The sequence below is a fragment of the Methylobacterium sp. WCS2018Hpa-22 genome (genome assembly GCF_031843785.1).
GTDB lineage: Bacteria > Pseudomonadota > Alphaproteobacteria > Rhizobiales > Beijerinckiaceae > Methylobacterium.
On the sequence record NZ_JAVTJA010000009.1, the window covers coordinates 55,138 to 68,952 of the forward strand.

The following is a 13,815-nucleotide window of genomic DNA, read 5'->3' on the forward strand; positions in this document are numbered from 1 at the left end:
TCAGGCGGCGGCCAGGGCCTTCGCGATGTCGCCTTCGAGATCCGCGGGCTTGGCGGTGGGCGGGTAGCGGCCGATGACCTTGCCGTCGCGGCCCACCAGGAACTTGGTGAAGTTCCATTTGATACCCTTGGTGCCGAGGAGGCCGGGCTTCTCCTGCTTCAGATGGGCGAAGACCGGGTCGGTGCCGGCCCCGTTCACCTCCACCTTGGCGAGGACGGGGAAGCTAACATCGTAGGTCAGGCTGCAGAATTGCGCGATCTCCCCGGCATCGCCCGGCTCCTGGGCGCCGAACTGGTTGCAGGGGAAGCCGAGCACCACGAGCCCCGCCTCGCGGTGCTTGCGCCAGAGCGCCTCCAGCCCCTCGTATTGCGGGGTGAAGCCGCATTTCGAGGCGGTGTTGACCACGAGCACGACCTGCCCCCGGTGCTGGTCGAGGGGATAGGGCGTGCCGTCGGCGGCCTTGGGGGCGAAATCGAACAGGCTGGTCATGCGGCGGTGCGCTTTTCGACGAGGCGGGCGAGGTAGGAGCTGCCCAGGGGGATGATGCTGTCGTCGAAATCGAAGGCCGCGTTGTGCAGGCCGGGCCCCGGCGTCCCGCCGATCCAGGCATAGGCTCCCGGCACCACCATCAGCATGTCGGCGAAATCCTCGCTGCCCATGCGCGGTACCGTGTCGTCGTCGACGCTCGCGGCCCCGAAGATCTCGCGGGCGATCTCGGCCGCCGCGGCGGCATGGGCGGCGCTGTTCTCCAGCACCGAGAACGTGTCGCGGATCTCCACCTCGATCTCGACTCCGTGGGCGAGGGCGATGCCCTGGGCGACCTCGCGGATGCGGCGCGAGACGAGCGTGCGCACGCCTGCATCGAAGGTCCGGACCGTGCCGGCGAGATGGGCGCCCTCGGGGATGACGTTGTAAGCCGCGCCCGCATGGATCTGGGTCACGGAAAGCACGGTGCTCTTCAGCGGGTCGGCATTGCGCGAGACGATGGATTGCAGCGCCTGGACCAGTGCCGAAGCCGCCACGATGGAATCGAGGCCGCGATGGGGTTCGGCCGCGTGGGCGCCGCGTCCGGTGATGCGGATATCGAAGAAGTCCGCCGCCGCCATCATCGGCCCGGGGCGGATCTTCAGCTTGCCGTGCGGGCCGCTGGGGGTGTTGTGGAGCCCGTAGATCTCGTCGCAGGGGAAGCGCTCGAACAGCCCGTCGGCCAGCATGGCGCGGGCGCCGCCGAGCCCTTCCTCCGCCGGCTGGAACACGAACAGGGCGGTGCCGTCGAAATCGCGCGTCTCGGCGAGGTAGCGGGCCGCGCCGAGCAGCATGGTGGTGTGGCCGTCATGGCCACAGGCGTGCATCTTGCCCGGAATGGTCGAGCGGTGGGGAAGGTTGGTCTCCTCCTCGATCGGTAGCGCGTCCATCTCCGCTCGCAACCCGATGCGGCGCCCCTTGGCCGAGCGCCCCTGCAGCACGCCGACGACGCCGGTTCCGCCGAGCCCGCGATGGACCTCGATGCCGTAGCGCTGCAGCTGCTCGGCCACGAGATTCGAGGTCCGCACCTCCTCGAAGCCGATCTCGGGATGGGCGTGGATGTCCCGGCGGATCGCCGTGAGGTCGTCGGCGAAGGATCGGATACGGTCGATCGGGCTCATGAGGTCTCCTCGTGATCGGAAGGCCCGGGAGCGGGATTCGTGCCGTCCCGGCGGAAGGGGGTCATCTCGCCGAGCACCGAGGCCGCCTCGACGACGTGCTCGCGCTCGCGGCGGAGATAGTCGGCGATGGCCCGGCGCAGGGCGGGATCGGCGATGTCGTGCGCCGAATGCATCAGCACCGGGGCGTAGCCACGGGCGAGCTTGTGCTCTCCCTGCGCGCCGGCCTCGACACGCTTGAGGCCGCGCCGGATCGCGAAGTCGATGGCCTGATAGTAGCAGACCTCGAAATGCAGGAACGGGTGGTCCTCGTTGCAGCCCCAGTTCCGGCCATAGAGCGCGACGTCGCCGATGAGGTTGATCGCACCGGCGATGTAGCGTCCCTCGCGCTTGGCCATCACCAGCAGGACGCGCTCGGGCATGCGCTCGCCGAGCAGGCCGAAGAACGTGCGGTTGAGATAGGGCCGGCCCCATTTGCGCGCGCCGGTATCCGAGTAGAACTCGTAGAACGCATCCCAATGCGCCGGGGTCAGGTCGGCCCCGGTGACGTGCTCGATGGTGATGCCCTGGCTCAGGGCGTCGCGCCGCTCGCGCCGGATCGCCTTGCGCTTGCGCGAGGCCAGGGCACCGAGGAAATCCTCGAACCCGGCATAGCCCTCGTTGGACCAGTGAAACTGCTGGTCGACCCGCTGGAGCATCCCGACCTCCCCGGCCTGCTCCCACTCGCGCTCGCGCATGAAGGTGACATGGATCGAGGAGGCCTTGGTCTCCGCCCGGAGGGCACGCAATCCGGCGATGAGGGCGGAGGCGGCCTCGTCCACGTCCTGACCCGGGGCGATCAGGAAGCGCGGGCCGGTGACGGGCGTGAACGGTACGCTGACCTGGAGCTTGGGATAATAGGCGCCACCGGCCCGTTCATAGGCATCGGCCCAGCCATGGTCGAACACGTACTCGCCCTGGCTGTGGGATTTCAGATAGCACGGTGCGACCCCGACGAGTTCCCCCTCACGCTCCACCGCCACATGGAGCGGCAGCCAGCCGGTCTTGCGCGAGACGCAGCCGGAATCTTCCAGTGCCGAGAGGAAGGCATGGGAGACGAAGGGATTGTGGGTCTCGTCGCCCGCCGACAGGGTCTCGGGCGACGTGGCGCAGGCATCCCATTGCGCAGCGGGGATCTGGGCGAGGCCCGTGATGGCGCGGACCTGCAGCATCGGCGCAGGGTCCAGCGCATCCTCTGATGCCGGTCCGGTCTTTTCCATCACCGCAATCTAACCCTGCCGGGCGAGGGGACAAGCGCGAGTGACGAGCACGGCCGTCGCAGGCCCGCGGTTTCAGCGGGCCGACGACGATCCGTCGCCGTCCCGGACGATTACGGCCTGAACCCCTCGAACACCATCTGGTCGGCATGCTCGTGCGCACGCTGGCGCTGGTCGGGGTTGCGCACCGTCCAGGTCATCACCGGCATCCGGCCGAGATGGCGACTGAGGAAGGTGGCGGCGCAGGGCAGGTCATCCACCCGCCAGGACAGGAAGTCGGGGCGGCTCGCCTCCAGATGAAGCAGGTTGGCGAGCGAATGCCGCAGGCTCTCCGTCATCAGCGCATAGGCCGGATCGTCCTGGCTGGTCTCGCCCACGATCCCGCGCGGGATCCGAGGCGCGAGGCCGGCGAAGGCCTCGATCAGGGCCGGGTCGAAGGACTTCACCGCCACCGGCCCGTCATACTCCGCGACGATGGCGGCCACGCGCTCGACCAGGCGAAGGTCGCCGGTAAAGCGCGACTTGACCTCGACCACGAGGGGCACCCGGCCGGCGATGGCCGCGAGGGTGTCGGGCAGGGTGGGGATCGTCTCGGAGGAGCCGGCAACCGCCAGGGACCGGAGGGCGTCCGTCCGCGTCTCGGCCACGAGGGCGACGGCGCCGGTGAGGCGCCCGAGCGCCTCGTCGTGGAACACCATCGCCTCGCCATCGGCGCTGATCTGCACGTCGCACTCGATCGCGTAGCCTCCGGCGATGGCGGCCCGCGCCGCCGCCAGGGTGTTCTCGGGGATGCCCGCCGCGCGGTCGTGCAACCCCCGATGGGCAATCGGCCTGGCCGTGAGCCAGGCAGGGGCGTTCGACCCCACCGTCATTTCACCTCGAACATCGCCTCGACCTCGACGGCGGCGTCGAGGGGGAGTTCGGCGACGCCCACGGTCGCGCGGGTGTGCCGGCCGCGATCACCGAGGATCTCCACCATCAGGTCGGAGGCTCCGTTCATGATGCCGGCAAGGCCCGCGAAGGTCGGCACGGCGTTGATGAAGCCGCCGAGCCTGAGGCACTGCACGACGCCGTGGTCGAGATCGCCGATGGCGGCTTGCAGCTGCGCCAGCACGTTCAGGCCGCAAAGCCGGGCCGCTGCGATGCCCTGTTCGGGCGAGACTTCGCCGCCGAGCTTGCCCTTGTGGGCATCGGCGAGCTTTCCGTCCGCGCCGAAGCAAATCTGGCCGGAAATGATGACGAGGTTGCCGGTGCGGATGAACGGCACGTAGTTCGCAACGGGGGAGGCCGCCTTGGGCAGGACCAGACCGAGGGTTTCCAGGCGTTCCTTGACCGTGCTCATCCGTCGTCTTTCCTCAAAGCTGGCCGGGATATCGCCGTGAAGGCGATGGGCGCTCCCGAATGCATGCGGCGGGACTGAGCATGATCGCGCCATCTCGCGCAACCCGCTGGCGTCCGGCCGAGTGGTCGACCAAAGGGGCAGCCAAGTGCCAAGCTCGCAAGTGCGAAGCTCCAGCACCGGGCCAAGCGCCCCGGACATGGACCGGACCCGATCGAACGCGCCGTTACCGGCGCCCGTCGCTACAGCCTAACCACAAGGCGTGTCGGTCCTGTGAACACCCCACATCATTGACATAACGGGGCAATTCTCTAGTAATCGCAGCCGTGCCGCCCGGATTCGAGGCGGCACTTTCATTTGGTGCGGTGGCGCTCCTCGCGTGCCCGCTTTGACGAACGGGAAGTCGGGATCGTGACATCCGCTCTTCTGCCGACCTATGCCCGGGCTCCGATCGCTTTCGAGCGTGGAGAGGGTGCTTGGCTCGTAGCGCATGACGGCAAGCGATATCTCGATTTCGGCGCCGGCATCGCGGTCAACGCCCTCGGCCATGCCCATCCGCATCTCGTGGAGGCCCTGACCACCCAGGCGCAGAAGCTGTGGCACACCTCGAACCTGTTCGAGATTCCCGGGGGCGAACGCCTCGGCCGGCGGCTGGTGGACGCGACCTTCGCCGACGTGGCCTTCTTCGCCAATTCCGGAGCCGAGGCCAACGAGGCCGCCATCAAGATGGCGCGCAAGTACCATGCGGCCGGCGGCCATCCCGAGCGGTTCCGCATCGTCACCTTCGAGGGCGCGTTCCACGGACGGACGCTGGCGACCATCGCGGCCGGCGGCCAGCAGAAATACATCGACGGGTTCGGCCCGAAGGTGGACGGGTTCGACCAGGTGCCCTTCGGCGACCGCGACGCCCTGCTCGCCGCCATCGGCCCCGAAACCGCCGCCCTGATGATCGAGCCGATCCAGGGGGAGGGCGGCATCCGCACGGTGCCGCCGGAGATGCTGCGCGACCTTCGGGCGCTCTGCGACGAGCACGGCCTGCTCCTGATCATGGACGAGGTTCAGACCGGCGTCGGCCGCACCGGCCGGCTGTTCGCCCATGAATGGTCGGGGGTGACCCCCGACATCATGAGCGCGGCCAAGGGCATCGGCGGCGGCTTCCCGCTCGGCGTCTGCCTCGCCACGTCGGAGGCCGCGCGCGGCATGACGGCGGGCAGCCACGGCACCACCTTCGGCGGCAACCCCCTCGCCATGGCCGTGGGCAACGCCGTGCTCGACGTGGTCCTGGCGGAGGGCTTCCTCGACCATGTCCAGCGCATGGGCCTGCTGCTGAAGCAGCAGCTCGCCTCGGTCATGGACCGCCATCCCGGGGTTATCACCGAGATTCGCGGAACCGCGCTGATCCTCGGCCTCAAGCTCGACGTGCCCAACACCGCCTTCACGGCGGCCGCGCGCGACGAACACCTGCTGGTGATCCCCGCCGGCGACAATGTGGTCCGGCTCTTGCCGCCGCTCATCATCTCCGAGGCGGATGTGGCCGAGGCGGTGAAGCGAATCGACGCCACGGCGGGTCGTCTCCAAGTCCAGATGCGCGGCGCCGCCGAGTAACCGACAGGCCGTCCATCCCGCACGAGATGTCCCGACGCACGATACGAAGAACGGACCTATGAATTCCCACACCAACGGGGCCGCAACCGGGCCCCGCCACTTCCTCGACCTCAAGGATTTCTCCGGCGAGGCCCTGCGCTCCGTCCTGGATTCCGCGGCTGCGATGAAGGCACGCCGCCGCAAGGGAGAGGTCGCGGCCGATCGTCCGCTGACGGGCAAGATGCTGGCGATGGTGTTCGACCGGCCCTCGACCCGCACCCGGGTCTCGTTCGACGTCGCCATGCGTGAACTCGGCGGCGAAACACTGATGCTGACGGGCAGCGAGATGCAGCTCGGCCGGGGCGAGACCGTGGGCGATACCGCCCGTGTGCTGTCGCGCTACATCGACGCGATCATGATCCGCATCCTCGACCACGACCTGATGCTGGAACTGGCCGAATATGCCGAGGTCCCGGTGATCAACGCCCTCACCAAGGTCTCGCATCCCTGCCAGATCATGGCCGACGTGCTCACCTTCGAGGAGCATCGCGGGCCGATCCAGGGGCGCACCATCGCCTGGTCGGGCGACGCCAACAACGTGCTGGCCTCCTGGGTCCACGCGGCGGCGCGGTTCGACTTCACCCTCAACATCGCCGCTCCCCTCGAACTCTCGACGCCTCCCGCCCTGCTCGCCTGGGCGAAGCAGGAGGGCGCGCGCATCAACGTCACTACCGACGCCTTCGAGGCGGTGGACGGCGCCGATGCCGTTGTCACCGATTGCTGGGTCTCGATGGGCGACGACGACGAGCATTACCGCCACAACCTGCTCTCGCCCTATCAGGTGAATGCCAAGCTGATGGCGGCAGCCAAGGACGACGCGATCTTCATGCATTGCCTCCCCGCCCATCGCGGCGAGGAAGTGACGGCCGAGATCATGGACGGTCCCCGCTCGGTGGTGTTCGACGAAGCCGAGAACCGCCTGCATGCGCAGAAGGGCATCCTGGCGTGGTGCCTGGGGGCGTGAGACACTGAGCGGGCGGCTTGCCCATATCGGCTGACGACGGTCCCGGTCGAGAATTCCCGACCGCGCCGGTGACGGATGTGGTGTTCGCGCGGGGCTGAAGGCCGTGTGAAACGGCGGGCTCATCCCTATATTCGGTCTTGGACGCACGGTCGGCGGTTGCGTGCCATACTCCACGATGCAGACAGTCGCGATCCGCACAGCGTTGCTCATCCCCAGCGCGACCTCATCCTGAGGTGCCGCGAAGCGGCCTCGAAGGAGGTTTCCAGTGTTCGTCGCCCGAACTGGAGGCCTCTTTCGAGGCCTTCGCTTTGCTACGGCGCCTCAGGATGAGATCGAGAATCGAGCCATTCCGTTCGGTCCGCGAACCGGATGGACAAGAGACATGGAGAGGCCATGACCTCCGGACACGAGATTTCCCCGACCGTCATCGAGGGCGCAGACGACGTCGCCCTGCCGTTCTCGGTGGAGGCACTGGATGTGCGCGGCCGCGTCGTGCGGCTCGGGCCCAGCGTCGACACAATCCTGCGCCGCCATGGCTATCCCGACCCGGTGGCGCGGCTGCTGGGTGAGGCAGCGGCGCTCACCGTTCTACTGGGCTCGTCCCTGAAATTCGAGGGCCGGTTCCAGTTCCAGACCAAGAGCGACGGCCCGGTCGAAATGATCGTGGTCGATTTCGAGGCGCCCGACCGTCTGCGCGCCACGGCGCGGTTCGACGCGGAGCGGGTGAAGGCGCTGGGGACCACTCCGCTCAAGAGCGCGGACCTGATCGGGCAGGGCCATCTCGCGATGACCATCGACCAGGGCAACGATTTCAGCCGTTACCAGGGCGTGGTCGCGCTCGAAGGGCAGAGCCTCGAAGAGGCGGCGCACCAGTATTTCCGGCAATCCGAGCAGATCCCGACCCAGGTTCGCCTCGCCGTGGCCGAGCAATTCGCCAACGGCACCAACAGCTATCGGGCCGGCGGCCTACTGGTTCAGTTCCTGCCCCAATCCATCGACCGTGCGCGGTTGGCCGACCTCCCACCGGGCGACATTCCCGAGGGCCATGCCCATCTCGGCGAGGGCGAGGTCCGGGAGGACGATGCCTGGGTGGAGGCGCGCAGCCTCGTCAACACGGTGGAGGACCACGAGCTGGTCGATCCGGAGGTTTCCTCCGAGCGGCTGCTTTACCGGCTCTTCCACGAGCGCGGCGTGCGGGTGTTCGAGGCGCAGGGCATCCACGAGCGCTGCCGGTGCTCACCGGAGCGCGTCCTCGGCATGATCCGCTCCTTCGCCACGCAGGAACGCCGCGACATGGTCGCGGAAGATGGCCGCATCGGCATCACCTGCGAGTTCTGCTCGCGGCGCTACGACATCGACCCGGCCGAGGTCGAGGCCGGGATCGACGATCCCGCCTGAGGCACCCGCCGACGGGGGTGGCTCCCCGGCTCATCCATGGACGGCAAGCCGGGACTGTGCGCAGCCCGGCAGCCAAACACGAACCTTCGCCACAGCAAAGCTTGGGCGCATTCCGGGGATCATCAATATTCGCCGGCCGATCTCAATCATGCGCTCGTGAAATCATCGGTTGCAGAGGGGGCAAACCACGTAAGGCGCTCGATCACTCGCTAAACCGAGTGAACGGTTTTGCCACGTTCGACGTTTCGATGGCTCGAAAGCTATGGGAGAAACGTCCATGACGAAATTCGGACTGGGTCTTGCAGCATTACTGTTCTCGACATCTGTCTTCGCGCAAGGCGCGGCAGTCGGGGGATCGACCGGTACAGGCGCGGGATCGGCAGGCGCCGGCGCGCGCGAAAGCGTCGAGAGCGGGCAGGGCGGTCGCGGCGGGGCCGCGAATGCCGAACGGGGCGGGGCGCAGCGCGCAACGGAAAGCCGCGACGCGAGCTCGGCGCGACAGGAATCCTCCAGCCGCGATTCGGCCGGGCGCGAATCACGGAACCAGGACATGACCCGCCAGGGCGGGCGGGACGGCGGAGACCGTCAGGGCATGCGCGACGAGGGCCGGTCGATGCGGACCGAGTCCGAGGGACGCATGAGCCGCGACCGGAACGAGGTGAGAGAGAGCCGCAGCATCGAGCGGAACACGACCCGCGTCAGCGGCCGCTTCGACGGGGGCCAGCGTTCCGGCCGGTACGTGACGATTCGCGGGCAGAGGGTCGTCTACGGATCGCCGCAATACCGCCGGCTCGTGGTCGTCGAGCGCCGGGGCGGGGATCGTTATGTCCAGAACGGCCGCCGGCGCTTCGTGACGATCCGGGGTCAGCGCGTCGTCTACGGCTCGCCGGAATATCGGCGCCTCGTCACGATTCACCAGACGGGTTCGCGTCGATCCGGCGGGCGCTACGTGGTCATCCGCGGCCAGCGCGTTGTCTACGGCTCACCCGAATATCGGCGTCTCACCATCACCACCGCGCGGAGCGGTCGTGACAGCGTTTCGGTGAGCGGCCGCACCACCGAGCGCTATCGCGGCGGCGAGGAGCGGGTGTCCGGCCGCGCGACGGTGCGTAGCGAAGGCGGCATGCGTCGCGACGGCAATCGTGGCGGCGAGGCCGATCGTACGGTCGGCATGCAGCGGAACGAGACCGAGCGCGGCGGCATGCGCAATGCCGGCCGCGAAGGTGGCCAGGCGAGCGGCCAGGAGGGCGGCATCCGCAACGCGGCCGAGCGCGGCGACAACGGTGCCATGAAGCCGGCCGGCATGAACGGCCGGAGCGGTGGCGCGGAGCGCGGCAGAGGCGAGGGGGGCAGAAGCGAGGGGGGCATGCCGGGCGGACGCAACTGATCCGCACGCGCCTCCGACGATAGTATGACGGCGATGGGGAGGGGTCACATCGTGACGCCTCCCCTTTCCTCGTGACCGGCTTTCGGGCCGGTGGCCGTCTCAGACGAAGTGCTTCGACAGTTTCAGCCCCTGGGCCTGATAGTTCGACCCGGCATCCGTGCCGTAGAGAGTGGCGGGCCGCTCGGCCATGCGCTCGTAGACGAGGCGGCCGACGATCTGGCCGTCTTCCAGCAGGAAGGGCACATCGCGCGAGCGCACTTCGAGCACGGCCCGCGCCCCGGCGCCGCCCGCGGCGGCAAAGCCGAAGCCGGGGTCGAAGAAGCCGGCGTAATGGACCCGGAATTCACCCACCAGCGGATCGAACGGCACCATCTCGGCGGCGAAGTCCGGCGGCACCTGCACGGCCTCCTTCGAGGCCAGGATGTAGAACTGACCGGGATCGAGGATCAGCGCGCCCGAGCCGTCGGCGGGAAGAGGCTCCCAGAATTCCGCGATGGCGTGCCGGCCCGGTGCGTCCACATCGACGAGGCCGGTATGGCGCTTGGCGCGGTAGCCGATCAGCCCTCCGAACCCGGCGAGGTCCACCGAGACGGCGATGCCGCCCTGGAAGGACGGGTTGGCCGAAGCGACCAGAGGGGTCGCCGTATGCAGCGCAGCGAGTTCGGCATCGGACAGGCGCGGCTCACCGCGACGGAAGCGGATTTGCGACAGGCGTGAGCCGGTGCGGACGCGGACCGGGAAGGTGCGGGGCGAGATTTCGGCATAGAGCCGGCCCTGGTAGCCCGCCTCGACCTGATCGAAAGCCTGGCCCCGGTCGGTGATGACGCGGGTGAATACGTCGATGCGGCCGGTGGAGCTTTTCGGATTGGCGCTGGCCGCCACGTCCGCCGGAAGGGCCAGGGTCTCCTGCAATTCGGCGATGTAGACGCAGCCGGTCTCCAGCACCGCATCCCGCGTCAAGTCGATCTCGTGAAGAGCGAAGGCCTCGATACAGGCCGAGACCGGCCGGCTACCGGGCAGGAAACTCGTGCGGACCCGGAAAGCGCGAGACCCCAGGCGCAGGTCGAGGCTGGCCGGCTGGACCTGATCCACCGCGAAAGGGGTTTCGGGGAGAATGGCACCGGCCGCATGCAAAGCCTGGATGCCCTGCGCGGCCAGGATGCCGCCGGAACGCGAGCTTATAGAAGGCGGGCTTGCAGAAGGAGAGGGGCCCGGTCGTGCCGTGTCCTGCTTGGTATCCGGCATGGTCTCGCGTCGCCCGCTCCGAACTGGGCCACCGCCCCCGGCTGGGGATCGCGACTGCCGCATGGTTTCGCACAGTCTCTCGCGTATCCTCTAAGGGTCCCTTAACCCTCCTCGTCCCTGCCGATCCGCAACACGATCCAGGCGACCACCAGACGGGCGATGGCCCCCATGGCGATCAGGCCCGCCAGCGCGCTGGCCAACGGGGGAAAGCCTGCGGGCCACAGTAGGAGCGCGACGGCGAAGAGCACGGCCCCGAGGCCTGCCGCCGGGCCGAAGGCGAGAACCACGGACGGCAAGCCGGCGATTCGGGGCGCGGGGCCGCGTCGGGCCAGGAGTGCGCCTGCCAGCAGGGCGAGACCGTCGAGCAGGAGCGCGCCGCACAGGGCCAGGGCTGGCCAGCCGTTCCGCTCCGGCATGGTGAAGGCGAAGGCACCGGCGAGACCCGCGATCGCGAGGCTGGCGAGAACCGCACGGCCTGGAGACGGCGCCGGCCGGTGCGAGAGGGTCTCCTCGACCACGGGACACGACCTTCCGATTGGAGCGGGCTATCCCGCATTCAGCACGATTGACGCAATTTCGCCCGGGACGTACCACGGCGAAAAGGCTATGTCGCTTCGGGTGGGCGACGGTACGGGAGGCTTTGAAGGCGATGTACAAGGCCCAGACGCGCGGCATCAGCGTGACCGTCCAGCCCCGCTTCGTCGAGGAGGAATCCTCCCCCGACGAAAGCCGGTATTTCTTCGCCTACACCGTCGAGATCGTGAATAACGGCTCCGAGCAGGTCCAGCTGCGTTCGCGCCACTGGCGTATCGTCGATGGGCGCGGCGAGACCCAGGAGGTGCGCGGCGCCGGCGTCGTCGGCAAGCAGCCCGTTCTCGGCCCCGGCGAGTCGTTCAGCTATACCAGCGGTTGCCCGCTCACCACGCCCGACGGCCTGATGGCCGGCAGCTACACCATGTCCACCACCGCTGGTGAGAGCTTCGAGGCCGAGATCCCCGCCTTCTCCCTCGATTCGCCGCACGTCCGCCGCAGCGTCCACTAAGCAGGTTCACGTTGGCAGGCCAACGCTTCACCCTGCTTCGGTTTTTGCCCTGACGCAGGTTTTTGCCACAAAACCGGGGGCCAACTTTTGCGAAACCTGCTTAGGCCGATGTCGGGTGGCGGAGAACGGTTGAGCACGCTCGACCTGCTGGCGCGCCTCGTCGCCTTCGACACGGAGAGTTCGCGCTCCAATCTCGCGCTCATCGACAGCGTCTGCGCCTATCTCGACGGCTGGGGCGTGAGCCATGTGCGCATCCCCAATGAAGCGGGTGACAAGGCGGCGATCTTCGCGACGATCGGCCCACAGGTGGATGGCGGCATCGTCCTGTCCGGCCATACCGACGTGGTGCCGGTGACGGGACAGGCCTGGACCACCGATCCTTTCACCCTGCGGGTCGCCGATGGGCGGGCCTACGGGCGCGGCTCCGTGGACATGAAGGGCTTCTGCGCCCTGGCGCTGGCAGCCGTCCCGGACATGCTCGCCGCCGACCTCAAGCGGCCGATCCACATCCTGCTTTCCTACGACGAGGAGACCACGTGTCTCGGCGTCGCCGACACCATCGCCCGGTTCGGCAAGGATCTCCCCCGGCCGGGGGCGGTGATCGTGGGCGAGCCCACCGATCTCGACGTAGCCGACGCCCATAAGAGCATCGTCACCTATTTCACCACCGTCCACGGCCACGAGGCGCATTCCGCCAAGCCCATGCTCGGCGCCAATGCGGTGATGGCGGCGGCCGAGCTCGTCTCCGAATTGAACCGCATCGCCGATGCGATGATCGAGCGGGGCGACGTATCGGGCCGCTTCGACCCGCCTTCCACCACCGTGCATGTGGGCACGATCTCCGGTGGCACGGCGCGCAACATCCTGCCCAAGGTCTGCACCTTCCACTGGGAGTTCCGCGGCCTGCCCGATCTCGACATGGCCGAGATCCCGGCCCTGTTCGCGGCCAAGGTCGAGACGGTGCTGAAGGACCGGCTCAACCGCTACGGCGATTACGGGCGGATCGAGACCATCGAGGAGGTGGCGGTGCCGGGCCTCGCCCCCGAGCCGGGCTCGGAGGCCGAGCGGCTGGCCTTGCGGGTGGCGGGTCGCAACCACACCATCTCCGTCTCCTACGCCACCGAGGCGGGACGCTTCCAGAAGGCGGGCATACCCACCGTCGTCTGCGGCCCCGGCTCCATCGACCAGGCCCACCAGCCGGACGAGTACATCACCCTTGCCGCCCTCGAGGCCGGCGAGGCGTTCATGCGCCGTCTCATCTCGGAATGCGTCGTAACTCCATGAGCAAGTTCGCTCCCCGTACCATCGCGGCCGACGGCCCGGTGAAGCTCCGCCCGCTGGAGCGCGAAGACCTGATGTTCGTGCATCAGCTCAACAACAACGACAGCATCATGCGCTACTGGTTCGAGGAGGCCTACGAGTCCTTCGCCGAACTGGCGCAGCTCTACGAACGCAACATCCATAACCAGACCGAGCGGCGCTTCATCATCGCCAATTCGGAGGGCGCGCCGGCCGGCCTCGTGGAGTTGGTGGAAATCAACCACCTGCACCGGCGCTGCGAATTCCAGATCGCGATCCATCCGGCCTTCCAGGGCCAGGGCTACGCCCCGCGCGCGACCCGCATCGCCATGGATTACGCCTTCAGCGTCCTCAACATCCACAAGCTTTACCTGCACGTGGACAAGGACAATGCCCGCGCCGTCCGCATCTACGAGCGTTGCGGCTTCGTGCCCGAAGGCATCCTGAAGGACGAGTTCTTCGTCAACGGCAAGTATCGCGACGCGGTACGGATGTGCCTTTTCCAGCCCGCCTACCTCGCCCGACGCGGCAGCGGCGATATTTCGGAGCCGGTGCTGAAGTCGTAGCCGTCGATCCTGGAAGGTCACTTACCGGCCTC

General features: G+C 68.1%; 14 protein-coding genes. 7 read left to right on the plus strand and 7 right to left on the minus strand.

Annotated elements, in window-relative coordinates:
- From RQI43_RS13490 to RQI43_RS13510, 5 genes are all read right to left on the minus strand, one after another.
- A complete protein-coding gene (locus RQI43_RS13490) occupies positions 1 to 489 on the minus strand; it encodes a glutathione peroxidase (protein WP_311275465.1) in 489 nt (162 codons plus the stop codon).
- Positions 486 to 1,646, minus strand: a complete 1,161-nt coding sequence (locus RQI43_RS13495) for a M20 aminoacylase family protein (RefSeq protein ID WP_311275466.1) — start codon at positions 1,644 to 1,646, stop codon at positions 486 to 488. The genes RQI43_RS13490 and RQI43_RS13495 overlap by 4 nt, the downstream gene beginning before the upstream one ends.
- Positions 1,643 to 2,902 carry a GNAT family N-acetyltransferase gene (locus RQI43_RS13500; protein WP_311275467.1) on the minus strand — a complete coding sequence of 420 codons (1,260 nt, stop codon included), beginning with the start codon at positions 2,900 to 2,902 and terminating at the stop codon, positions 1,643 to 1,645. Before RQI43_RS13500 ends, RQI43_RS13495 begins: the two co-directional genes overlap by 4 nt.
- A gap of 110 nt (positions 2,903 to 3,012) precedes the next feature.
- Positions 3,013 to 3,771 carry a glycerophosphodiester phosphodiesterase family protein gene (locus tag RQI43_RS13505; protein WP_311275468.1) on the minus strand — a complete coding sequence of 253 codons (759 nt, stop codon included), beginning with the start codon at positions 3,769 to 3,771 and terminating at the stop codon, positions 3,013 to 3,015.
- Positions 3,768 to 4,241 (minus strand): RidA family protein, encoded by a 474-nt coding sequence (locus RQI43_RS13510; protein WP_056427607.1) that lies wholly within the window; start codon positions 4,239 to 4,241, stop codon positions 3,768 to 3,770. Before RQI43_RS13510 ends, RQI43_RS13505 begins: the two co-directional genes overlap by 4 nt.
- A 408-nt stretch (positions 4,242 to 4,649) precedes the next feature.
- Here RQI43_RS13510 and RQI43_RS13515 point away from each other — a divergent pair, with 408 nt between their 5' ends.
- The 4 genes from RQI43_RS13515 (at position 4,650) to RQI43_RS13530 (ending at position 9,631) form a co-directional block, all read left to right on the plus strand.
- Positions 4,650 to 5,843: an aspartate aminotransferase family protein gene (locus tag RQI43_RS13515; protein ID WP_311275469.1), complete on the plus strand. Its 1,194-nt coding sequence runs from the start codon at positions 4,650 to 4,652 to the stop codon at positions 5,841 to 5,843.
- A gap of 58 nt (positions 5,844 to 5,901) precedes the next feature.
- Positions 5,902 to 6,846, plus strand: a complete 945-nt coding sequence (gene argF, locus RQI43_RS13520; RefSeq protein ID WP_056427610.1) for an ornithine carbamoyltransferase — start codon at positions 5,902 to 5,904, stop codon at positions 6,844 to 6,846.
- 393 nt (positions 6,847 to 7,239) lie between these two features.
- Positions 7,240 to 8,244: an Hsp33 family molecular chaperone gene (locus RQI43_RS13525; protein ID WP_311275470.1), complete on the plus strand. Its 1,005-nt coding sequence runs from the start codon at positions 7,240 to 7,242 to the stop codon at positions 8,242 to 8,244.
- A 277-nt stretch (positions 8,245 to 8,521) separates the two neighbouring features.
- On the plus strand, positions 8,522 to 9,631 hold the full coding sequence (locus tag RQI43_RS13530; protein ID WP_311275471.1) for a hypothetical protein: 1,110 nt from the start codon (positions 8,522 to 8,524) through the stop codon (positions 9,629 to 9,631).
- A 99-nt stretch (positions 9,632 to 9,730) separates the two neighbouring features.
- Here RQI43_RS13530 and RQI43_RS13535 read toward each other — a convergent pair whose 3' ends face one another.
- On the minus strand, positions 9,731 to 10,876 hold the full coding sequence (locus RQI43_RS13535; protein ID WP_311275472.1) for a 2'-deoxycytidine 5'-triphosphate deaminase: 1,146 nt from the start codon (positions 10,874 to 10,876) through the stop codon (positions 9,731 to 9,733).
- Between the two features lie 101 nt (positions 10,877 to 10,977).
- Positions 10,978 to 11,394 carry a hypothetical protein gene (locus RQI43_RS13540; protein WP_311275473.1) on the minus strand — a complete coding sequence of 139 codons (417 nt, stop codon included), beginning with the start codon at positions 11,392 to 11,394 and terminating at the stop codon, positions 10,978 to 10,980.
- A gap of 131 nt (positions 11,395 to 11,525) precedes the next feature.
- On the opposite strand from RQI43_RS13540, the gene apaG reads away from it, so the two are divergent.
- The 3 genes from apaG (at position 11,526) to speG (ending at position 13,783) form a co-directional block, all read left to right on the plus strand.
- On the plus strand, positions 11,526 to 11,918 hold the full coding sequence (gene apaG / locus RQI43_RS13545; RefSeq protein WP_018044100.1) for a Co2+/Mg2+ efflux protein ApaG: 393 nt from the start codon (positions 11,526 to 11,528) through the stop codon (positions 11,916 to 11,918).
- 108 nt (positions 11,919 to 12,026) lie between these two features.
- Complete coding sequence (gene argE, locus RQI43_RS13550; protein WP_311275474.1) at positions 12,027 to 13,202, plus strand: acetylornithine deacetylase; 1,176 nt, start codon at positions 12,027 to 12,029, stop codon at positions 13,200 to 13,202.
- Positions 13,199 to 13,783, plus strand: a complete 585-nt coding sequence (gene speG, locus RQI43_RS13555) for a spermidine N1-acetyltransferase (protein ID WP_207413469.1) — start codon at positions 13,199 to 13,201, stop codon at positions 13,781 to 13,783. The genes argE and speG overlap by 4 nt, the downstream gene beginning before the upstream one ends.
- Positions 13,784 to 13,815: the final 32 nt, after the last annotated feature.